Below are 22164 nucleotides of genomic sequence, written 5' to 3' on the forward strand. Positions count from 1 at the left end.
TTAGTGTAGCTTGATTCTTTAGAAAATTCTTTGTTTGAAAAAGAAAATAAAAAAACATGGATTTGTGAAATTTCACAAATCCATGTGACGAAGCTTAATATCTAAATAGATGGTAAATTTTTGATTCACATTTTTTAAATCGATTTCAGCGATCTGGCTGATCCGCTTGAGACGGTAATTCAACGTATTAACGTGTATATTTAACACCTTGGAGGCTGTATTCACGTTGCTGTCTGCTTCAATAAAACGTTCTAGCGTTTCTACCATATTTGACTGGTGATCCCGATCATACTGTTCAAGTTTGGAAAGCGAATAATTAAAATATCCGGTCTGTTTCCGTTTTTCATCTAAGACATCCAAGTATTGATAAATGCCTAACTCAGAAAAACTGAAAAGATGTTTTGTCTCTTCTGCGAACCGTTCCTTCGCTTTTAAGACCGACAATGCCTCCTGATAGGAGCGGGAGACAAAAGAAATAGAATGGTATATTCCGCCAAAAGCGATAGAAACGCCTTCTATTTTATAACGTTCCTTCAGCTGTTTTTGCGTACTTAAAGCAAACTGCTTTAAATCTTGAAAAGGATGATCTGTTTTAGGCGCGGTTAAAATAATGAGTTCGTTGGAATCTACGGTCGTCAGCAGCACGTGAACCTGCTGGGTCGTTTCCTGCAAATATTGCAGCTGCTGTTCGATTTTTTCAGTCAGCTCGCCGTTAATCCGGATAATCATAACGGAAAACTCAGAAGGGGCGACCATTCCAAGCTTGTGGAAGCCATCTGCCATGTCATGCTCCTGATGAATGTGTCCGGTCAGCATTTTCCAGAAAAATTCTTGGCTGCGTTCTTCATTTTTCGTTTTTCTGATTTGGAGTTTAAGAAGCTTGTTTCTCACTGCTTTTGCGGCCATTTGCAATGTCATCAGATCATCGTCAGACAATGTTTTTTGGATCTCAAGCGCCCATATGAAGCCAAGCACTTGGTTGTTTTTCCAAATGGAAATTGCAACGCGATTGCTTAGCCCGACTTCATCTATGTGCTTTACTCTGATCGGCTGGTCCGTTTTTAAAAGAGCAGGAATCGTTCCGTCTTTCCACAACTTGTTAATGACCTTCTCCGGTACTCTTCTGCCAATGATTGTAGACGTCCGGGCAGGGTCTGTGCAGTCGCTGTGTGTGCTGTAGGCAAGCAGCTTGTGGTTAACATCCTCTATGGTAATCGGGCACCGCAGAACGTCACTGATATGATCAGCAACATCTTCAAGTCTGTCAAAACTGTATTTAAACGGATCATTTGGCATGGTCATAAATCTCCCTACATTTCATGCTTGATTTCTTTTTGACATCTCATCCCCTTCCTTTTATTATGATTGTTGTTGTTTGTGAAAATCAACAACAAAGAGCGGAAGCGAAAAAAGCAATTACATGGCATACTGAGAGAAACGTCTTATATACGATTGGCGGTGCATTCGCCCATTTACAGTACAGTTGTATGCCTTAAATGATATGAAACCTATCCTATTATTCTTCTAAGAAAGTCATCGGGGGCAAGCTTGATTAAGGAAAGAAAAAACTGAACCTTTCAGAAATGGTGCTGTAGCATCAAATTTTCTGAAAGGTTTTTTTTGGGAGTTGGAGAATCATTTGGGTCTTTTGGATTATTCGGAGAATGAAGAGAAGATTAAGAAAATGAACCTACTTGTTTAACAATATATGTCATTTTTAAGTGATCAGGGGTAAACCATTGGACTCATTTTGTAAAATTAAAACATATTTGTTTGACTGTACCGAAAAACTGTTTTTATAATAATGACGTTCTAAAAATAAGTGAATTAGCCCATATTTAGGCTGATGGCACAGGAGGTAATGAGGAATATGGCAGGATTAATTCGTGTCACACCCGAAGAGCTAAGAGCGATGGCGAAGCAATATGGCGTTGAAAGCCAAGAAGTATTAAACCAGGTTGATCGTTTAAATCGCATGATCTCTGATTTGAAAAGCATGTGGGAAGGTGCTTCAAGCGAAGCGTTCGCAGATCAATACGAGCAGCTCAAACCTTCATTTATCAAAATGTCAGATTTGCTTCAAGATGTGAATCAGCAGCTTGATCAAACAGCAAATACACTTGAGTCTACTGACCAAGACATCGCAAATCAAATCCGCGGATAACAGTATGAAAGGGAAGGAGCGCCTGATTCACGAGAAGACGGCGCTCTTTCTATGTAAGGGTGATCCTAAAATGTATATTGATATTACAATAGATTTGAAACATTATAACGGCAGTGTCTTTGATCTCAGATTGTCAGATTACCACCCGGTGAAAAAAGTAATTGATATTGCTTGGCAAGCCCAGAGCGTAGCCATACCTCCGCGCGAAGGGCACTGGATCAGAGTGGTTAATAAGGATACGGTGTTTTCCGGAGAATGCAAGCTGTCTGATTGCGGCATTACAAACGGAGACCGGCTTGAAATATTATGAAAGGATCTGGTTGAATGTCGGATAAACAAAAATCATATTTAGAAAACCAATTAGAAGCCGTTGCCGAGAAAACAGATGCCGGCTATACATTTACCTTTCAGCGGGAAAAAATAAAGCTTCTGGACGGTCTCGAAGCCAACGTGATCAAAGATGTAAATCCATTTTTTCATAAAGAGATCGATGTGACGGATGACGAAGTGATCATCACAATCCAACCTCCTCCCTCCTATAAAGCATTCCGCTTCATGAAAGCTAAAGATAAAAAAAGTAAATGGCAGTTTGCCTATCAGCTTGTCCAAGCTGTACAGCAGCACAATCTGTCTAGGCTGAATTTGATTGTCGCTCCTGAAAACATTGTATTCGATAAAGGCCTGACGCCTTATTTTCTCCATTATGGAGTAAAAGAAAGCATTCCTCCTTACGGGCATGATGAGGAAAGAGTGTGGGGGGAGCTGAAAGCGGCAGCGGCTTTGGCAGTTGACGGCGCTTTTGCGTTTGAAGATTACCTGAAATTCAATGAAACGCTGACGTTCTCCGCAGAGGCTAAGGCGATATTGGAGGCGGCGTCCTATGATGATCTGCTCGAGCTGATTCAAACCCATATCGATGAGCTCGAAGCCAAAGCGAAAACATACATACATATCCCGAGAAAGAAGTGGAACATCCAGCGGTACATCGGCCTGGGGCTCATTGTTTTGCTTGTACCCGCCCTTATTTATTCGATGTACTCTTTATTTTTCGCACAGCCAAAGCACCAGGCGATAGTGGACAGCAACCGTGCTTTCCTAAACAAACAGTACAGTGAGGTTATCAGCACACTGTCCAAGTACGATGCGGAAAGCCTGCCTGAATCGGTGCAGTATCAGCTGGCGACGTCTTATGTTGAGGTTGAAAATCTAGGGAGTGCAAAAACTAAAAATATTGAAAATAATTTAGTCACACTGCAATCAGACCCTCAGCATTTCTTGTATTGGATTGATTATGGTCGAGGGAATTACAAAGAAGCTATCAGTATCGGCCGTAAACTTGAATACAATGATTATATTTACTTTGGGCTAGCTAAATATAAACAGCAGCTTTTATCTGAAGATACAAATGATGAAGATATACAAAAAGAACTCGATTCAGTAAATAGTGAGCTTGAAAAAGCAAAAAAGGAACATGAAGAAAATAAAGGACAGGATACATCTTTAGTCGATACAACCGAAGAACAAACACAAACAGACGAAGAAAAACAACAAGCTGAAGAGAAAGCGGCAGAAGAAAAAGCCGCAGCCGAGGAAAAAGCGAAACAAGAAGAACAGAAGAAAAAAGAAGAACAAGAGAAAAAAGAAACAGCAAAGAAAGATGAGAAAAAAGATGACAAATAACGTGAGACATGAAGCACAGGTCATCGCATGCTGCCATTCGGCCGTTAGGGGGTTCGCCATTTGAGTCTATTATGGGTTTTTTACCAAAATAACGTTCAAAAACTGAAACTGTCTGACCTCCCGTCGTCCCATCCGGTGACCATAGGGCCTGATGTAAAGGATTCCATTACGATTGGCACCATTCCCTTTGAAAGCGGAGTGATTTCTCTTCAAAAGGAATCCGGCGGCCAATACGAAGTTTTCCTGGGAAATGATTGTCTCGGCACGATTGAGCCGGATGCATCATTTACTCTCCAAACAGATCAGCAGGATATACGGTTGATATTGACGGGCAGTGAGCCTCAGAAATCTGTTTATTTTACGGGGAATCGGGATGAAATCATATGCTCTTCAGAAAAGACAAATGCAGATATTTATCTGAATCCGCAAGATTTATCTTTTGCCGAACAAAGTACGTTCTCTTTACTCCGTGTCGGCGTAAGCTGGTCGGTTCGTCCTGAAAGCGGGACGATCTTCTTGAACGGAGAGAAAATCATCGCCAATACACCGCTCCAGCCGGGGGATGAAATTTTCTGGAACTTTACACAAATGAGAGTCAATGAACAAGATCTTTTAGAAATTGTTCATTTTTCCTCGTTTGAAACAGCATTAACAGAAACGGTCAAACCGAGCACAGAGATGCAGAAAAAATATCCGCAGTACAGAAGAACGCCGCGAATGGTGTACGACCTGCCGGATGACCGCGTATCCTTCAGTTTTCCTTCTCAGGAGAGCGATCAAACCAATAGAGGGCTGTGGCTCGTCATCCTGCCTCCGCTTGTGATGCTGATCGTGATGGGCGTTGTCGCCATCATTCAGCCGCGCGGCATATTCATACTCGTTTCGCTGGCGATGTTTATGATGACCCTGATTACCTCGACGGTGCAATATTTCCGCGATAAAAACCAGCGAAAAAAACGAGAGGAAAAACGGGAGCGCGTGTATAAGCTTTACTTAGACAATAAGCGGAAAGAGCTTCAGGCGCTAGCTGAAAAGCAAAAGCAGGTACTTGAATTTCACTTCCCTTCGTTTGAACAAATGAAATACTTAACAAGTGAAATTAGTGACCGGATCTGGGAAAAATCACTTGAAAGCAAGGATTATCTCCAGCTGCGGCTGGGGACGGGAACAGTCCCTTCCAGCTATGAAATCAATATGAGTGGCGGAGACTTGGCCAATCGTGATATTGATGACCTCATGGAAAAATCGCAGCACATGCAGCGTGTTTATAAGGATATCCGCAATGCGCCGGTTACGGTCGATTTGGCGGAAGGTCCAATGGGGCTTGTCGGTAAATCGCAAATTGTGAAAAATGAGATTCATCAGCTGATCGGACAGCTGTCGTTCTTCAACAGCTATCATGATCTGCGATTCGTTTTTATTTTTCATGAAGAAGAGTATAGAGACTGGGAGTGGATGAAGTGGCTTCCGCAATTTCAAATGCCCCATATCTATGCGAAAGGTTTTATATATAATGAGCAAACCCGAGATCAGCTCCTGTCTTCACTTTATGAATTGATCAGAGAGCGCGATCTCGAAGATGACAAAGAAAAACTGCAGTTCAAACCGCATTTTGTATTTGTCATCACGAATCAGCAGCTGATCTCAGAGCATGTCATTCTCGAATATTTAGAAGGACAGCACGAGCATCTGGGCATCTCTACAATTGTTGCCGCAGAAACAAAGGAAAGCTTGTCGGAAAACATTACGACTCTTGTCCGCTACATCAATGAGCATGAAGGCGACATTTTAATACAGAAGAAAAAAGCGGTAAAAATTCCGTTCAGCCTGGATCATCATCAGCGCGGGGACAACGAACGGTTCTCACGCACGCTGCGGACGCTGAATCACCAGGTCGGCATTACGAATTCCATTCCGGAGACGGTATCGTTCCTGGAGCTTTTCCATGCGAAGGAAGTAAAAGAAATCGGCATTCAACAAAGATGGCTGACGAGTGAATCGTCGAAGTCGCTGTCAGTGCCGATCGGCTATAAGGGAAAAGATGACATTGTGTATCTGAACCTTCATGAAAAGGCTCACGGTCCGCACGGGTTGCTTGCAGGGACAACAGGGTCAGGGAAAAGTGAATTTCTCCAGACCTACATTTTGTCACTTGCGGTGCATTTCCACCCGCATGAAGCGGCTTTCTTATTAATTGACTATAAGGGCGGAGGAATGGCACAGCCGTTTCGCAACATTCCTCATCTACTCGGTACGATCACGAATATTGAAGGCAGCAAAAACTTCAGTATGCGGGCGCTTGCTTCCATTAAAAGCGAGCTGAAAAAAAGGCAGCGTCTGTTTGACCAGTATCAAGTCAATCACATCAATGACTATACAAAGCTGTACAAGCAGGGGAAAGCAGAAGTGGCAATGCCTCACTTGTTCTTAATTTCTGATGAATTCGCCGAGCTGAAAAGCGAAGAACCTGATTTTATCAGGGAGCTTGTCAGTGCCGCGCGTATCGGGCGAAGTCTCGGTGTTCATTTGATTTTGGCTACACAGAAGCCGGGCGGCATCATCGACGATCAGATTTGGAGTAACTCGCGCTTTAAAGTAGCGCTGAAGGTTCAGGATGCCACCGACAGTAAAGAGATTTTGAAAAACAGCGATGCCGCAAACATTACCGTGACAGGACGCGGTTATTTGCAGGTCGGCAACAATGAAGTGTATGAGCTGTTCCAATCCGCCTGGAGCGGTGCGCCTTACCTAGAGGAAGTCTACGGAACAGAGGATGAAATTGCGATTGTCACGGATACGGGTCTGATCCCGCTTTCTGAGGTGGATACCGAAGATATCGCGAAAAAAGACGTACAAACAGAAATCGAAGCTATAGTTGATGAAATTGAACGCATCCAAGATGAAATGGGAATCGAGAAGCTGTCAAGCCCATGGTTGCCGCCGCTTGCGGAACGTATCCCGCGCACACTCTTCCCATCGGACGAAAAAGATCATTTCCACTTCGCGTATGTCGATGAACCTGATCTGCAAAGACAGGCTCCTATTGCTTATAAGATGATGGAAGACGGAAATATCGGCATATTCGGCTCTTCCGGCTACGGAAAATCGATTGCCGCCGCAACGTTCCTGATGAGCTTTGCGGACGTGTACACACCTGAAGAGCTCCATGTCTATATCTTTGATTTCGGAAACGGAACGCTTCTGCCATTGGCGAAGCTCCCGCATACCGCGGATTACTTCCTGATGGACCAATCAAGAAAAATTGAAAAGTTCATGATTCGAATCAAAGAAGAAATTGACCGCCGTAAACGTCTGTTCAGAGAAAAAGAAATCAGCCACATCAAAATGTACAATGCGCTGAGCGAAGAAGAGCTTCCGTTCATTTTCATCACCATTGACAATTTTGACATCGTGAAGGATGAGATGCATGAGCTTGAATCGGAATTTGTCCAGCTTTCAAGAGACGGACAGAGCTTGGGCATCTATTTCATGCTGACAGCGACGCGGGTTAATGCGGTCCGCCAGTCATTGTTAAATAACCTGAAAACAAAGGTTGTCCATTATCTCATGGATCAATCTGAGGGATATTCCATTTACGGACGGCCGAAGTTCAATCTTGAACCGATCCCAGGGCGCGTCATCATTCAAAAGGAAGAGCTTTACTTCGCGCAAATGTTCCTGCCTGTTGACGCCGATGATGATATCAGCATGTTCAATGGATTGAAATCAGACGTTCAGCATCTTCAGGAGCGCTTTGCTTCTATGGAGCAGCCGGCACCGATTCCGATGCTGCCTGAGAGTCTGTCGACGAGAGAATTTTCCCTACGCTTCAAGCTGGAACGCAAGCCTTTATCTGTCCCGATCGGGCTTCATGAAGAAACAGTCAGCCCAGTCTACTTTGATTTGGGCAAGCATAAGCACTGCCTGATTTTAGGCCAGACCCAGCGCGGGAAAACAAATGTCTTAAAAGTAATGCTTGAACATCTGATTGATGATGAAACCGAAATGATCGGCCTGTTTGACTCGATTGACCGCGGCTTATCCCAATATGCGAAGGAATCGGATGTCTCATATTTGGAAACGAAAGAAGATATTGAGCAGTGGATCGAAACAGCAGAAGACATTTTCAAAACAAGAGAAGCCATGTATGTGGAAGCCGTCCGCCAAGGAGACGCGCAAAATCTGCGATTCTCACAAGTGGTGCTGATGATTGACGGGATTACGAGATTCCAGCAGACGATTGATACGAGAATACAAGACCGTCTGGCAAACTTCATGAAATCATATGCACACCTAGGTTTCAGCTTTATCCCGGGCGGAAATCACAGCGAATTCTCAAAAGGCTATGACTCCTTGACGACAGAGATGAAGCAAATTCGCCACGCGATTCTGCTGATGAAAAAATCTGAGCAAAATGTCATTCCTCTCCCGTACCAAAGACAGGAGCCTGAGATTCAGCCGGGCTTCGGATATGTTGTGGAAAACGGGAAGGAGCAAAAAGTTCAAATTCCTTTATGTTCTGCTGAAAGGGAGAGTGCTAGATGACAGAACAACGAAAAAGCTTGATCAAGTTAATATCCGCCGTTATCATCATTTTGCTGCTGCCGGTTTTGTTTTTTCGATTTATCGGAGACGATCCGACGAAGAAAGCAGTCAATTCCACGCGGCAAATCGCGGTGGTGAATGAAGACACAGGCGTATTGAGTGATGAGGTAAAATCTGATGAAGAGGACAAATCCGCCCAGTTCGGCAAGGAAGTAGCGGCCGTTCTGGGTGAACGTCCTGATTATTCATGGACGGTCGTAAACCGAAGCGCGGCCGAGACTGGCCTCGCATCAAAGAAATATGATGCGATCGTCTACATTCCCTCAGATTTCTCAAAAAACATTTTGAGCTATGACAAAGACCATCCTCAAAAAGCAACGCTCGAATTCAGCATTCAAGATAACCTGAATGCGGTCAACAAAGAAAAAGTTCAGCGTGAGCTTGAGGATGCCCAAAAGACAATGAACAAAAAAATGTCGGCCTTATACTGGAACTTTGTTTCACAAAAAGTGGACAACATCAGAGGAGAATTTGACAAAATCGTCAATAAAGAATCTGAATTCCAGAATGTCATGTATAACTTTTACAAACCAAGCTCTAATGATTTAGCAGGTGAAATCAAACAGCAAAAAGACTTAATCGATGAGCTGAAGAAATCAATGAACGAAGCGCAGGGCACGACAAAAGAAAAAGCTTCAACAGCGGAGAAAGCCAAAAACACGCTGAAAGATTTCATTGATACCGTTGAAAGATACAAAGAATATCAAGAAAATCAGAAAAAGCTGCTTATGGCAGCCCAGGATTCAACACAGCAGCAAATCCAGACAGGTCTGGATGCTATCCAAGCACAGCAAAAGGCGAATCAGTTCAGCGAACGCATGAGCGGATTGGCAACAGGGATCAGCCAAGCGAAAACACAGCTTGCACAAACAAGTACAGTGCTGGCAAATGCCCAGCAACTTAGGGAAGGTCAAGTTCCTCAGCAGGAACTTGGCATGGCGAAGATACAAAGTGATTTAATTAATCAATATCAGGCCGCATCAAGACAGACAGCATTAAATCAGGTTTATGAACTGCTTGTCCCAGCGCGTCAGGCACTGACGGTTGCGAAAGGGGACGACCCAGTCGAAGACGATGGCTCTGACAACAATGATAAAGATAAAGACCCGAAAGAAGAGGATCCTGAAGAACTGAAAATTGATCTTGAAAAACAGCGTGAAGAACTGAAAAACATCGCCGCGGATATTCAGGACATTTCAGACAACCTAAAGGAGCCAGAAAAAGAAGAGCCGAAGCCAGAGAATCCGGGAACAGACGAGCCGTCCACTGACAACCCGGAAAAACCTGATGACGGAACTAACACGGATCCCGATGATACACAGGGAGACACCGGAAACGACGATAACAATAGTGATGCCGGGACTGACGGCGATACTCAGGATCAAGACCAGCAGCAGGGAACAGACGGTCAGGAGCAGAATGGCGAAGCCTCTGATGGTGAGTCAGACAGCGGACAAACCGACACTGGCACATCTGTCGAACAGACTGCTTCATCTGACTCAGCCCTTCGATTTATCCAGCTGGCAAATGAGGACGGAACCGGAGATTCAGGAGATACCGGAGGCGACGGTGGTACGACTCAGCCTGAGGACGAAGGTCAAACAGGAAACGATGAGATTTCTGATATCGCAAAAGCAAAAGAACAGCTCAACAAAGCGTCTGAGAGAATCAAGCAAATTGAAGAAGAGCTCAAAGAAAAAGAAAATGCCCATAATGAAGAACTGAAAAAGAAATTAGAAGAACTAAAAGAACAAATGAATAGTCTCAATGATGAAATTGATGAATTGAAAGACAAAGTGAAAAAGCTAGAAGGCAAACTTGAAAACCTTGAAGCGAAACGGAAGAGGGAGTTCGAAGGGATTTACAGCGCGATTCGCGAGCTGGAAAATAAAGATCAGCTTCAATTCTCCGGAGAAATCAATACAGAAAGCATCTCTGCTTTAATGAGATACTATAAATATTTATCAGTTTATGACTCTGTATTATCCAGAACGATAGACAACGCTGCAAAAACCAATGTCATCGACGGCCAGCAGGGCAACGTCAAATCCATCCTGGCTCTCACACCTGCAGAATCAGCCAGCTGGGAAGATCTGAAAAACAACACGATGCAAACAGATGAAGACATTAACAGCTTCATCGATGGCATGACCAAATTTACGGAGGACTACAGCGGCTTCATCCGTGACTCTCAAGCAGGTGTTCTTGACGAACTGACGAAAATCTCTGAAAGTGCCGCAAAAGCGTCAGAACAGCTAGTAACAGGCACAACGCAAGAAGCTGCGACGTTCAGTAATGACGGGCTGTCTGGCACAATGGCACTGAGTGTCCAAGATACGGTCGGCCAGGAAGTGCTGCAAATGTCAGATATGATGGGGTCATTGTCTGATCGCCAGTCAGGCATTATTGATTACACGACGAATATGCAGCAAAGCGTCAATGATGTTCAGGCGAAAGCCGACACCTTAAACAACAACTGGGGGAAAAATGTCGCCTCCACAAAGCTTGTCCGCAGTGACGTTTACGGCATATTGGGAAATACATTAGTAGACGGGCAAAACAATGGCTATGTATATGACTACTTGGCGAATCCGCTTAAAATCAGTGGAGAGGTACCGGAAGAAAAAACCCAGACGGTGCCCCCGGTTGTCATCCTTGTCATTGTGTTAATCAGCAGTCTGTTAATCGGCTATTTCAGCTCGTATTACCAAAATGCGCCGCTTCTCGTCAAAGGAGCGCTATTCGGAATTCTGAATATCCTTGTCGGGCTTATGATCAGCTTGTTCGGTTTGAATATTTATTCATTGCCGGACGATCAGACGATTAAGTGGTCGGTGTTTACGATTCTATTGCTGGTCGCAAGCTCTGCCTTTATCCGGGCGGCATTCAGATTCGGGTCGATCCCTGGATGGGTTGCTTCAGCGGCAATGATTCTATTCTACGTTGCACCGCTTATTGATTTGATAATGCCGAACTTTACATTTGAAGATCCGGTTTCGAAAGTATATATCGACATCCAGTACGGTACAGGACACTTGTTTACAATCGGAATAACGGTTCTGCTGATCATTACGGTTATTGCCGCGGCTCTGCCGCTGATCATCCGGCTGATGGCCGAACACACAGCAGAAAGCGATGAAACGTATGAAGCGTAATCGCAGCATGGAAAAGGGGATCATGATTTGTATGCTCTCCTTTTCCCTTTTCATACCCTCTGCTGTAGCAGCCGAAACCGAAGAAAATACAGATGTCGCGCCAAACCAGTATGAGAAGAAAGACATCGAAATTGATACGAATTATTTGCATGAAGATACCTACTATGAAGAGAAAACAGAACTGCCTGAGGAACAGAAGGATATCACTTTTGATAAGCCCGAGGACAAGGACGCCGAGCTGATAAAAGATTTGTTTACATCAACAAATGCCGAAGAATCCAACACGATTGCGGCCCAGTCGAAACAGCTCGGGATTACGTTTGCTGAAAAACCAATCACAAAGACGTCATCCACGGAGACAGAAGAAAGGCAGGAAACATCTTCATTGCTGCTTCCGATTATGTATGTTGTGCTAATCCTGCTCGGCATTGCAGGCATTGTGTTCCTCATCCCAAAAGTCATAGCGCAGGAGAACAAAAAGGCATAGGCTCTGTGCTTGTGTTGTGCAAAAGCGGTACCGTACAATAGGAATGGAAGGAGGAGGTTTCCAATGGAACTTTATATCATCACCGGAGCGTCAAAAGGACTGGGTGAAGCCATTGCATTACAGGCTTTAGAGAAGGGTCATGAAGTCCATGCCTTATCCAGAACGAAAGCGGATGTCTCTCATGAAAAATTGACGCAGCATCAAATAGACCTCATCAATCTTGAACAAGCTGAACAGCAATTTGAAACATTGCTGTCATCCATCAATCCAGATCATTACTCAGGTATTACCCTGATCAACAACGCCGGAATGGTATCGCCGATCAAACGCGCCGGCGAAGCGTCACTTGACGAGCTGCAGCGCCATTATCAGCTGAACCTGACTGCGCCCGTGCTTTTGAGTCAGCTGTTTACAAAACGGTTTGCTTTATACAGCGGAAAAAAGACGGTTGTCAACATTACGTCAGGCGCCGCCAAAAATCCATATAAGGGATGGAGCGCGTATTGCAGCTCAAAAGCCGGGCTCGACATGTTTACGAGGACATTTGGATTTGAACAGGAGGATGAAGAATTGCCGGTGCACATGATTTCTTTCTCACCAGGTGTTATGGACACTGAGATGCAAGCTGTCATCCGTTCTTCATCGAAAAAGGATTTCCACGACATTGAACGTTTCCGGACATTAAATGAAACAGGAAGCCTTCGCAGCCCGTCCTTTATTGCCGGCACGCTGCTTTCTTTATTAGAACAAGGCACGGAAAACGGACGCGTTTACGATATGAAAGAGTTTTTATAGAGCAGACATTTTCTGCTCTTTTTTTTATAAAAAAGGCAATCACCCTCGCACGATGTTGAACAGCCGCATATACTGACTGAAACTCTGCTTTTAGGGTATAACAATGATGACAAGAAGACAAAATGATGTGACATAAGAATTGAGTTTCTCTGCAAATTATGTTAGGATTCTAAAAATATCTAAAGGAGGGGTTTCCATGAGAAAGGTTACATTAATGGATGTTTTCACCCATCCAGTTGCACAAAAATATCTACAGCGTTCCGGTGTGGCACATGCAATTGCCTGCGCTTACCATGCGTACAGGCTGTCTATAAAGGCTGACATCAACCCTGATTTAGCTGCAAAAGCGGCGCTGCTGCATGACATCGGCCATTATGAATGGTATACAGACGGAAAGTGGGATTATGAGAAATACAAAAGAAATGACATTCATGCCATTAAAGGGGCGGAACGGGCGCATAAGCTTCTGATTCGGCTGGGCGAGGAACCGAAAGCTGCTAAAGAGATTGCCCTTGCCATTTTGCTTCATACCGATTCCTATTTACCCGAAGGCGAATTAGAGAAAAACACGCTTCAGCAGATAGTCAAAAAAGCGGACGAACTTGATGAAGAGCCGGGCGGCCACCATCATTACCGCCAAATCGATCCTTCAACTGCACGTAAAAAAATAGAAAAGCTGGACCAATTAATCGACCAAGCCCAGGCATCCATGATAAAGCCTGTATAAGTCCCGTTTTTTCACGGAACAGCGCCAGCTTTCTTCGCTGTCTCCGCTTCACCACCATTTCCTTTACACCCGCTACCAAACATATTCTCCTAAAATCCCCGCGTCCCTGGTTTTATCAGGTAAGCCTGTGTCATTATCCATAATTGCGGCATAAACTGAGATAAAACATAAAAAGGGGATTGAAGTATGGTCAACCAAGGTAGTCCGCAACTGGTCTCTTTAGTCGATCCTTATGTCTATCAGACCATTAAAAAGCTCATCGGCTCAAGGTTCGTGATACAGACAGTACGAGATACGGTCAGAGGCAGACTGATCGATGTAAAACCTGACCATATCACAATTGAAGGTGCCCGAAATTCTGTTTGTTTGATCAGAATCCAGCACATGATTTCCGTCACGCCAGATTACAGTGAGCGGGTTTAACAGTGCTTGCGCATGAAAAATAGGCGTACACCGAGACGTCCTATTTTTCAGTTAAGCGCTGATCATTTCACCAAGATCAAAACCGGCACATTCTTGATAGCAGGCATCTGAAAAACAAAAAGTGACACCGTACACTATAGCCGGAACGGACTGAAAGCTGTTGGTGGACAAGAAAGTGATAGCTTGGCTCATTCTTTACATATACCTGGGGTTTCCCGGAAAACGGGGCACAGAGCAGTGCTGTCTCATCCTCTGACCGTACATTCCCGCTCTTTTTCGGAGAAAGAGGATGCCAGTTCCGAATCTAGATCGTATTTCACAGCCTGCATCACCAACACTCCTTTCATTATATTAAGAGTTCTGATATGAGTTCATTTTTGTTACAATGATGGGGTATAAGTCCTTTTATCTGACAGACAAAGAAAAACTAGGAGGAACAAAGCTTGTTGAAATCAAAAGTCCATTTTTGGACATTGCAGATTTTATTTGTTTTGCTGATTATTTACGTGGCAACAAAGGTTTCATTTGTGTTTCAGCCGTTTATTGTTTTTATCTCGACATTGTTTTTCCCGATGCTGATTGCGGGAATTTTGTATTTCATTTTTAATCCGGTCGTCCGCCTGCTTGAGAAAAAAATTCCGCGGACATTATCCATTCTATTGATCTATTTACTATTTATCGGTTTGCTGGCCTTCGTTTCAGCGTCAGTCGGGCCTGTTATTACATCGCAAGTGACCGGGCTGTTTAACAATCTTCCTGATTACGTAAAACAGATTCAGTCGCTGACAAAAGATTTGTCCCATTCCCAATGGTTTACCTGGATGATGAATCAGGATTATGTATCGATATCAAAAATTGAACAGTCGTTGACAAGCTTTCTCCAAAACCTGCCGCAAAATATCACGTCCAGTTTATCTGCGGTGTTTGGTGTCGTGACAAACATCACACTTGTTATTATCACTGTTCCATTTATCCTTTTTTACATGCTGAAAGACGGACACCGCTTTCCGCATCTGGCAGTAAAAATTCTTCCGGCTTCTTATCGGACAGAAGGCTTAAAGATTTTTAAAGATTTATCCGATACGCTTGCAGCTTATTTTCAGGGACAGCTGTTGATCTGTCTTTTTGTCGGAACAGCGTGTTTTATTGGCTACTTAATTGCCGGGGTGCCGTATGCTCTGATTCTTGGGATTGTCATGGCGATTACCAATATCATTCCTTATGTCGGGCCTTTTCTCGGTGCTGCTCCGGCCGTCATTGTCGGTTTTATGGACTCTCCGGCCAAAGCGCTGTTTGCGATTATTGTGGTGGTCGTTGTTCAGCAGCTCGACGGGAACCTGCTGTCTCCTCTCGTGATTGGAAAGCGGCTGAATACGCATCCGCTTACGATTATTTTGCTGTTGATCGGAGCGGGAAGCTTCGGCGGAATTCTCGGCATGATTTTAGCAGTGCCGGTCTACGCGGTAGTGAAGGCATTTTTCCTGAATATTGTCCGCTTAATCAAGCTACGCCAGCGGTCACGCCTTGAAGAAAAAGCCAAGTCCGCTGAATAGGCGGGCACCATTTGCGCCTCTTTGCATATGATGCTGTAAATCAATGCGGAGGTGGGGAAATGCCTGCGATTGTAGGTCCGATTTATATTATGTCAATATCAGGTGATGCAGCGGCCAGCTTTGGGGATGTGTTTGCGATTTCGCCAAAGAGCGTTGATCACACAGGCGCAGGATCGGGTGCGTTTCAATTAGGTGATTATATGAAGGTCGATAATAAACACAGTAAAACGATTTTTAATGATGCCGATATCATTGATGAAACAGTGTCGTTTAACGGGTAACAGCCTTTTCAGGAGAGGCTGTTGCTTTTTTATTGTATAATATGGGTAGTCTTTGAATAGAGAGGTCATGTTATGAAAATCAGAAAAGCGAATATCAATACGCAAACCGGAATGATCACGGACGTGTATCTGCATGAAAACAGAAAAGAACTGCGCACGCTTGTAGCGGTTCCGCAGCTGGAGTGGAGCACGATTATTTCTTATGAAGAAGATAAAGCATCTCTGCCTGAACGGCTGGAGGCTTCTTTGCGCCGGTATACAGAGGAAGAACCGGCTGGTGAGCTGGCTAAAAAAATCATACATTGGGTAACAGAAATGTAACTGCCCTTGAAAGTTTAGCTCCTGCCTAATCAGGTGATAATGAAGACAAACAAGACGGGAGGACAAGCTTTTGAGTGATGAAAAAATGGATCTCTATTTGCAGCAAGGAATGTATGGGCCCTTGGAGACGAAGCCTGACGAGCGCCATTTATTTTTAGGCTCATTAAGGGAAAGAGTGCTTTTGGCACTGACGAAAGGACAGGTCCTCAGAAGCAAACCGTATGAAAAAGTAGAGAACGCACTGAAAAACAGCAAAAACATAACCCTTTTGATTAATGGAGAGCTTCAGTATCAGTCTTACTCTCCCTATATCCAAATGGCGAACCGGAACGGAGTGCACTTCAAGATTGTATCTGATCTTCAGTTTCATACGCCTTTAGGCCTTGTCATTGCGGCTGACATCGCTGTGAATCGTGAATTGATATATATTCAGGACGACATATTTAACCGGTCAGTGCTGAAACCTTAAGAGACAAACGGACCGTTTGTCTTTTTATTCATGGCAATTCACTTACAACTGGAGATAAGATATAATGTTCTCATACTGATGGCGGGGAGGCCGGCTATGAAAAAAGCACTTATTTGTATTGATTATACGAATGATTTTGTGGCGAGTGACGGAAAATTGACCTGCGGGGAGCCCGGCAGAATGATTGAAGAGGCGATCGTCAATTTGACTGAAGCATTCATCACAAACGGTGATTACGTCGTATTAGCAGTAGATTCTCATGATGAAGGGGATCAATATCACCCTGAAACCCGTCTTTTTCCTCCGCATAATATGAAAGGCACGGAAGGAAAAGATCTGTACGGAAAGCTTTTGCCTCTATATCAGAAACATGAACATGAACCAAATGTTTACTACATGGAAAAAACGCGATATTCTGCTTTTGCGGGAACTGATTTAGAGCTCAAACTCAGAGAGCGGCAGATTGACGAACTGCATCTTGCGGGTGTCTGCACAGATATTTGTGTGTTGCATACAGCGGTTGACGCTTACAACAAAGGTTTCCGGATTGTTGTGCACAAACAGGCTGTTGCCAGCTTTAATCAGGAGGGGCACACGTGGGCTCTTTCCCATTTTGCAAACAGCATCGGAGCGCAAGTGGCAGAGTAAGGAAGGGGAAAAACAGTGTTAGAGTATGGATTTAAAGATGACAGCCTGTCATTACATACAGACCTTTATCAAATCAATATGGCAGAAACTTACTGGAGAGACGGCATTCATGAAAAGAAAGCCATTTTTGAGCTTTTTTTCAGAAGGCTTCCGTTTGAAAACGGCTATGCGGTATTTGCGGGCTTGGAAAAAGCCATCGAATACCTGGAAAACTTTAAGTTTACGGATAGTGACCTGAATTATTTACAGGAAGAACTCGGGTATCATGAAGATTTTATTGAATATTTGCGCGGTTTAACTTTTACAGGTTCACTTTACTCCATGAAAGAAGGAGAGCTCGTATTTAACAATGAGCCGATTATGAGGGTGGAAGCCCCCCTTGTAGAAGCGCAGCTGATTGAAACGGCTTTGCTCAACATTGTGAACTACCAAACATTAATCGCAACAAAGGCTGCCCGGATTAAAGGCGTCATCGGCGATGAAGTCGCGCTTGAGTTCGGAACAAGGCGGGCGCATGAAATGGATGCGGCTATGTGGGGAGCGAGAGCAGCCTTAATCGGCGGTTTTAGCGCGACAAGTAATGTAAGAGCCGGAAAGCGCTTTAATATCCCGGTTTCCGGCACACATGCACATGCGCTTGTGCAGGCTTATCGCGATGAATATACAGCTTTCAAAAAATACGCGGAAACGCATAAGGATTGCGTTTTCTTAGTCGACACGTATGACACGCTTCGTTCAGGCATGCCGAATGCGATTAGAGTGGCCAAGGAATTCGGAGACCGCATCAATTTCATCGGCATCCGCTTGGACAGCGGCGATTTGGCGTACCTGTCAAAAAAAGCCCGGAAAATGCTTGATGAAGCAGGATTTACAGATGCGAAAGTCATTGCTTCAAGTGACTTGGATGAGCATACCATTATGAATTTAAAGGCTCAGGGAGCGCGTATTGATGTCTGGGGTGTCGGTACGAAGCTGATCACGGCCTATGACCAGCCGGCTCTCGGAGCGGTTTACAAACTCGTAGCCATTGAAGAAGACGGGAAAATGGTCGACACGATCAAAATTTCGTCCAATCCTGAAAAAGTGACGACACCGGGCAGAAAGAAAGTGTACCGCATTATCAATCAGTCCAATCACCACTCTGAAGGCGACTATATTGCGCTTTATGATGAGCAGGTGAATGATCAGAAGCGGCTCAGAATGTTCCACCCGGTTCATACATTTATCAGCAAATTTGTCACGAATTTTTATGCGAAGGATCTTCATGAGCTGATTTTTGAAAAGGGTATTCTTTGCTACCAAAACCCTGAGATCTCAGACATACAGCAGTATGTGCAGGATAACCTCAGCCTGCTGTGGGAGGAATATAAGAGAATCAGCAAGCCGGAGGAATATCCGGTTGATTTAAGTGAGGACTGCTGGAGCAATAAAATGCAGCGGATTCACGAAGTGAAAAGCAGACTTGATGAAGAGCTTGAGGAAGAATAAAGAAAACTGGCCTTTCGTTCGCGAAGGGCCAGTTTCTTTTTGAATATATTATTTTTCATGTTTAGACAATTTTCGTCAAATTATTTGATATACTTAGGGGTGAAAAGCTGCGCGTATTGTAAGGGGGGATAAATCAATGAGGGTGTTTGTTGCAAGACAGCCTATTTTTAATAGAAAAGAACAGGTTGTTGCTTATGAACTGCTGTATAGAGAAAGCGAAGAGAATGTATATAGCGCTAAAGACGGCGATCAGGCAACGGCTGATTTGGTGATCAACAGCTTTTTAAATATCGGAATTGAGAAGCTGACGGAAGGGAAACGCTGTTTTGTTAATTTTACGGAAAGCCTGATGTATTCGAATCTTCCCACCTCCTTCAATCCGAAACAGCTTGTCATTGAAATCCTTGAAGATATACCGATCACGCCGGCCCTCATCTCAAGATGCAAAGAGCTGAAAAAAATGGGGTATATGCTGGCACTTGATGATTTTTATGCAATAAACCCGCAAAATGAATGCTTATTGGAAAAGCTCATGAGCTATATTGATATATTGAAAATTGATTTTCTCAAAACAACACGAATGGAACGCAGAAAAATTTTGCAAACCTACGGCTGCAGAGGCTTGATTTTTTTAGCGGAAAAAGTAGAGACCCGAAAGGAATATAAACAAGCGGCACAAGACGGCTTTCAATTATTCCAGGGCTACTTTTTCAGCGAACCGCGCATCATCAGCGGCCATGACCTGTCGACTCATTTCTATTCTTACTATGAACTGCTTAACGAATTGAGCAAAGAACAGCCCAACATACAGCGTGTGACCGAATACATAGAGCGGGATTTATCACTGTCCTATCAAATCTTAAAATTTTTAAACTCATCCCACAGCCGTTTGAGCCAGAAAATTGAAAGCATTCAACAGGCCATTATGCTGCTGGGGTTTAATGAAATTAAACGGTGGATATATATTCTTTCCTTTAAGGATTTAAGCAGAAAAGGGCACTCCAGCAAGCACGAAATCATTAAGATTTCTTTGATGAGAGCAAAGCTTTGTGAACTGCTGGCGAGAAAAGCATCCAGGCCGCAGCCTGCTTCTTATATGCTGATTGGAATGTTTTCTCTCATAGACACCCTGCTGCACCGAGAAATAGAGGAGATTATTCAAGAATTGCCTTTAAAAGATGAAGTCGGGCAAGCGTTATTAGGCTATCAAAACGACTACTATCAAATGCTTGAGCTTGTGAAATTAATTGAAAGCAACAACTGGGACACCTGCACAGAATTAGGCAAAGAACTGGACAAAGAAGAAGCGTATGAATGTTATCTTGAGGCTCTGGAGTGGTGTCATAATCTGATGGACGCAAAATGATTGCGGTCCTCTGACCACCGCAAAGCAAGAATCATTCGGCTTTGCGTCCCGATGAGGCTGATGTAAATGCCGTCGGGATTAAAAACGGTATCCACTTCATGCCGTACGCCCATTTGTTTGATCAGGCGCTTTACAGATTGTTTGTCGGACTGCTCGGCTGAGGTCAGGATGCGGTGCGAGAGCTCCCGCGAGCCCGCAATGCGGTTAAGAACAAGCTGGGCATCGGCGAACAGCCCTGACGCCTCCCTCGCTGAACGGATAAAGTTATCTGTATTGGCAGGAGAAGCTGGAGGGCGGCGAATCTCATACGGATAGGCGTAAAACCAAGGATAATGATATCTCATGGGACCACCTCACATAAAAGGGATGTTTCTATATGTATAGATCCCTAATTGCCGAATATGACAAAGCGAAAAGGCCACAACTTTAGCGTTGCGGTCTTTTCGGTGTTTGTCGGTCAGGATACGCCAAGAATCGCATCTTCAATTTTGAAAATAAGGCACGAAGGACTATAGTCTTACTTAATAAAAATACGAAACACGTTAAAATCAAGGAGATTAAGAATCTTTCTCAATTTCAGCAGATATATACGCTCTTTCGCATAGAAAGATAGTCCCGTTCTTGTTGTGATTCCTTTGAGTATAAGGGCCTATTGAGATTTGCGGTGTCACGCAGGACTTTTTTGCATACTTTTCGGTGAAAAATAAGCCGAAAGCAGATACACTATTAGTAACAGATCAAATACCTAGGACTCGTTCACCATACACAATTCATTGATCTTTCAAAAAAAGGAGTGTGGAAACGATGGAAAAGAAACTTGAAGAAGTAAAACAATTGTTATTCCGACTCGAACTTGATATTAAAGAAACGACAGATTCATTACGAAACATTAACAAAAGCATTGATCAGCTCGATAAATACAATTATGCAATGAAAATTTCGTGAAAAAGACTTGGAAACAAGTCTTTTTTTTCGTTCTTCCCATACAATAAAAGGATAAAGTATTATATGATTGTTAAAAAACGAAAAACCTGCTGTCCTTTAAATGTCCCATTTAGTAAAATGGAATGGGAGGGGGGAAGTCGTTATTGAGCAGATATGTTTAGATTCTGTCCGGATCAAGGAGAAAATGAAGGAGATTGTAAGCCAAAAAATAATGAATCAGGACTTGGAACGATATCTTCAGAATTTTATTGAGTCTAAGGATACGTTTGAGTTTGCCGATTTGGCTCTTCATCATTATTTAGCTTTTAACGGTCAGGACCAAAAAGCAATCGAATTGCTAGCTGCCGGAATTGAATTGCTTATACTCTCATTCGATATTTATGATGACTTAGAGGATCAAGATAATGGAAGTGCTGTCTGGATGAAGATTGACTCGTCAATTGCTTTAAATGCAGTTACAGCTCTTTACACCCTAAGTATACAAGTGATGTGCCAAGCTAGTCATGAACCAGAATTTTCACAAGAGATATTGAATTTTGCATTACAATCAATTCAAGGCCAGCATGATGATATTGTGAATGCGCCGAAAACTGAAGAAGCCTGTCTTGAAATGATCAAAAATAAATCAGGAGCGCTAACAGCACTGCCCTGTGTTATGGGAGTAATGCTGGCAACCGGCAAATACCATCCCATCGTGGCTTCTTATTCTTATGAACTCGGCATTATTGCACAAATTGAAAATGATTACCAAGGTTTATATTATTTAAATAACGATTTTATTCAGAAGAAAAACACATTGGCATACTTATACTTAAATAAACGTTTTAATGAAGCTTCTGTAGAAATCTTGAGTTGGTATGAAAATGCTGAGTTGTTCTTATCATTAAATCCCAAACATATAAAAGAAAAACTAACTGAGGCAGGCGTAGTGCAATATTTACTTGTGATGAAACACTTGTCATTACAAAAACTAAAAAAAGAAATTGCTAGATTAGAATTACAAGAGAATAAAATAAAAGAATTAATAACAGGAATCATAAAATAAAGGAGGATTTAT

The 22164-nt window shown here is 43.4% G+C and carries 20 protein-coding genes and 1 pseudogene; 18 read left to right on the top strand and 3 right to left on the bottom strand.

Annotated elements, in window-relative coordinates; translation table 11 throughout:
• Window positions 1-72: 72 nt before the first annotated feature.
• A complete protein-coding gene (gene adeR / locus AC4CV5_RS04970; RefSeq protein ID WP_246303188.1) occupies window positions 73-1302 on the bottom strand; it encodes a sporulation transcriptional activator AdeR in 1230 nt (409 codons plus the stop codon).
• A gap of 568 nt (window positions 1303-1870) precedes the next feature.
• On the opposite strand from adeR, the gene AC4CV5_RS04975 reads away from it, so the two are divergent.
• The 16 genes from AC4CV5_RS04975 to pdeH all read left to right on the top strand — a co-directional run bounded on the left by AC4CV5_RS04975 (window position 1871) and on the right by pdeH (window position 20162).
• The gene (locus tag AC4CV5_RS04975) at window positions 1871-2164 is read left to right on the top strand and encodes a WXG100 family type VII secretion target (RefSeq protein ID WP_003220661.1); all 294 of its coding nucleotides are present in this window, start codon (window positions 1871-1873) and stop codon (window positions 2162-2164) included.
• Between the two features lie 70 nt (window positions 2165-2234).
• Window positions 2235-2474: an ESX secretion system protein YukD gene (yukD, locus tag AC4CV5_RS04980; RefSeq protein WP_010329928.1), complete on the top strand. Its 240-nt coding sequence runs from the start codon at window positions 2235-2237 to the stop codon at window positions 2472-2474.
• Between the two features lie 14 nt (window positions 2475-2488).
• Window positions 2489-3844, top strand: a complete 1356-nt coding sequence (gene essB / locus AC4CV5_RS04985) for a type VII secretion protein EssB (RefSeq protein ID WP_248602155.1) — start codon at window positions 2489-2491, stop codon at window positions 3842-3844.
• Between the two features lie 60 nt (window positions 3845-3904).
• Complete coding sequence (essC, locus tag AC4CV5_RS04990; RefSeq protein WP_248602154.1) at window positions 3905-8389, top strand: type VII secretion protein EssC; 4485 nt, start codon at window positions 3905-3907, stop codon at window positions 8387-8389.
• Window positions 8386-11604, top strand: a complete 3219-nt coding sequence (gene esaA / locus AC4CV5_RS04995; protein ID WP_490922164.1) for a type VII secretion protein EsaA — start codon at window positions 8386-8388, stop codon at window positions 11602-11604. The genes essC and esaA overlap by 4 nt, the downstream gene beginning before the upstream one ends.
• Before the next feature lie 31 nt (window positions 11605-11635).
• Entirely contained in the window at window positions 11636-12091 is a 456-nt protein-coding gene (gene essA, locus AC4CV5_RS05000; protein ID WP_326222460.1) for a type VII secretion protein EssA, read from the top strand.
• A gap of 63 nt (window positions 12092-12154) precedes the next feature.
• Complete coding sequence (locus AC4CV5_RS05005; protein WP_490922165.1) at window positions 12155-12886, top strand: (S)-benzoin forming benzil reductase; 732 nt, start codon at window positions 12155-12157, stop codon at window positions 12884-12886.
• Window positions 12887-13082: 196 nt separating this feature from the next.
• The gene (locus AC4CV5_RS05010; RefSeq protein ID WP_166848844.1) at window positions 13083-13613 is read left to right on the top strand and encodes an HD domain-containing protein; all 531 of its coding nucleotides are present in this window, start codon (window positions 13083-13085) and stop codon (window positions 13611-13613) included.
• A gap of 186 nt (window positions 13614-13799) precedes the next feature.
• Entirely contained in the window at window positions 13800-14036 is a 237-nt protein-coding gene (locus AC4CV5_RS05015) for a YuzF family protein (RefSeq protein ID WP_003220677.1), read from the top strand.
• Window positions 14037-14479: 443 nt separating this feature from the next.
• Window positions 14480-15589: an AI-2E family transporter gene (locus AC4CV5_RS05020; protein ID WP_166848847.1), complete on the top strand. Its 1110-nt coding sequence runs from the start codon at window positions 14480-14482 to the stop codon at window positions 15587-15589.
• Between the two features lie 59 nt (window positions 15590-15648).
• A complete protein-coding gene (locus AC4CV5_RS05025) occupies window positions 15649-15870 on the top strand; it encodes a spore germination protein (protein ID WP_166848850.1) in 222 nt (73 codons plus the stop codon).
• A gap of 72 nt (window positions 15871-15942) precedes the next feature.
• Complete coding sequence (locus tag AC4CV5_RS05030; protein ID WP_166848851.1) at window positions 15943-16191, top strand: YueH family protein; 249 nt, start codon at window positions 15943-15945, stop codon at window positions 16189-16191.
• 70 nt (window positions 16192-16261) lie between these two features.
• Window positions 16262-16660 carry a YueI family protein gene (locus tag AC4CV5_RS05035; protein WP_166848854.1) on the top strand — a complete coding sequence of 133 codons (399 nt, stop codon included), beginning with the start codon at window positions 16262-16264 and terminating at the stop codon, window positions 16658-16660.
• Window positions 16661-16756: 96 nt separating this feature from the next.
• Complete coding sequence (locus tag AC4CV5_RS05040; RefSeq protein WP_222141950.1) at window positions 16757-17308, top strand: cysteine hydrolase family protein; 552 nt, start codon at window positions 16757-16759, stop codon at window positions 17306-17308.
• Between the two features lie 15 nt (window positions 17309-17323).
• Window positions 17324-18796 carry a nicotinate phosphoribosyltransferase gene (locus AC4CV5_RS05045; protein WP_014114988.1) on the top strand — a complete coding sequence of 491 codons (1473 nt, stop codon included), beginning with the start codon at window positions 17324-17326 and terminating at the stop codon, window positions 18794-18796.
• 136 nt (window positions 18797-18932) lie between these two features.
• Window positions 18933-20162, top strand: a complete 1230-nt coding sequence (gene pdeH, locus AC4CV5_RS05050; protein ID WP_248602150.1) for a cyclic di-GMP phosphodiesterase — start codon at window positions 18933-18935, stop codon at window positions 20160-20162.
• Here the strand turns inward: pdeH and AC4CV5_RS05055 are convergent.
• Together AC4CV5_RS05055 and AC4CV5_RS05060 are read right to left on the bottom strand one after the other, a co-directional pair.
• A complete protein-coding gene (locus AC4CV5_RS05055) occupies window positions 20138-20506 on the bottom strand; it encodes a YuzC family spore coat inner layer protein (RefSeq protein WP_166848863.1) in 369 nt (122 codons plus the stop codon). The two genes, pdeH and AC4CV5_RS05055, sit on opposite strands and share 25 nt — an antisense overlap.
• A 176-nt stretch (window positions 20507-20682) precedes the next feature.
• Window positions 20683-20745: pseudogene (locus tag AC4CV5_RS05060) on the bottom strand (hypothetical protein); the annotation flags it as partial.
• A 221-nt stretch (window positions 20746-20966) separates the two neighbouring features.
• On the opposite strand from AC4CV5_RS05060, the gene degQ reads away from it, so the two are divergent.
• Window positions 20967-21107, top strand: coding sequence for a degradation enzyme regulation protein DegQ (degQ, locus tag AC4CV5_RS05065; RefSeq protein WP_003220708.1), 141 nt, complete (start codon window positions 20967-20969; stop codon window positions 21105-21107).
• Window positions 21108-21291: 184 nt separating this feature from the next.
• Window positions 21292-22152, top strand: coding sequence for a polyprenyl synthetase family protein (locus AC4CV5_RS05070; protein ID WP_166848867.1), 861 nt, complete (start codon window positions 21292-21294; stop codon window positions 22150-22152).
• Window positions 22153-22164 lie beyond the last annotated feature (12 nt).

Source organism: Bacillus sp. NS1 (genome assembly GCF_058248265.1).

Coding starts and splice junctions, on each gene's coding strand:
- AC4CV5_RS05055 (WP_166848863.1), bottom strand. CDS start 20,506: ATGAGATATCATTATCCTTGGTTTTACGCCTATCCGTATGAGATTCGC.
- AC4CV5_RS04975 (WP_003220661.1), top strand. CDS start 1,871: ATGGCAGGATTAATTCGTGTCACACCCGAAGAGCTAAGAGCGATGGCG.
- AC4CV5_RS05025 (WP_166848850.1), top strand. CDS start 15,649: ATGCCTGCGATTGTAGGTCCGATTTATATTATGTCAATATCAGGTGAT.
- essA (WP_326222460.1), top strand. CDS start 11,636: ATGCTCTCCTTTTCCCTTTTCATACCCTCTGCTGTAGCAGCCGAAACC.
- adeR (WP_246303188.1), bottom strand. CDS start 1,302: ATGACCATGCCAAATGATCCGTTTAAATACAGTTTTGACAGACTTGAA.
- degQ (WP_003220708.1), top strand. CDS start 20,967: ATGGAAAAGAAACTTGAAGAAGTAAAACAATTGTTATTCCGACTCGAA.
- AC4CV5_RS05005 (WP_490922165.1), top strand. CDS start 12,155: ATGGAACTTTATATCATCACCGGAGCGTCAAAAGGACTGGGTGAAGCC.
- yukD (WP_010329928.1), top strand. CDS start 2,235: ATGTATATTGATATTACAATAGATTTGAAACATTATAACGGCAGTGTC.
- essB (WP_248602155.1), top strand. CDS start 2,489: ATGTCGGATAAACAAAAATCATATTTAGAAAACCAATTAGAAGCCGTT.
- AC4CV5_RS05040 (WP_222141950.1), top strand. CDS start 16,757: ATGAAAAAAGCACTTATTTGTATTGATTATACGAATGATTTTGTGGCG.
- AC4CV5_RS05015 (WP_003220677.1), top strand. CDS start 13,800: ATGGTCAACCAAGGTAGTCCGCAACTGGTCTCTTTAGTCGATCCTTAT.
- AC4CV5_RS05010 (WP_166848844.1), top strand. CDS start 13,083: ATGAGAAAGGTTACATTAATGGATGTTTTCACCCATCCAGTTGCACAA.
- AC4CV5_RS05030 (WP_166848851.1), top strand. CDS start 15,943: ATGAAAATCAGAAAAGCGAATATCAATACGCAAACCGGAATGATCACG.
- esaA (WP_490922164.1), top strand. CDS start 8,386: ATGACAGAACAACGAAAAAGCTTGATCAAGTTAATATCCGCCGTTATC.
- pdeH (WP_248602150.1), top strand. CDS start 18,933: ATGAGGGTGTTTGTTGCAAGACAGCCTATTTTTAATAGAAAAGAACAG.
- AC4CV5_RS05070 (WP_166848867.1), top strand. CDS start 21,292: ATGAAGGAGATTGTAAGCCAAAAAATAATGAATCAGGACTTGGAACGA.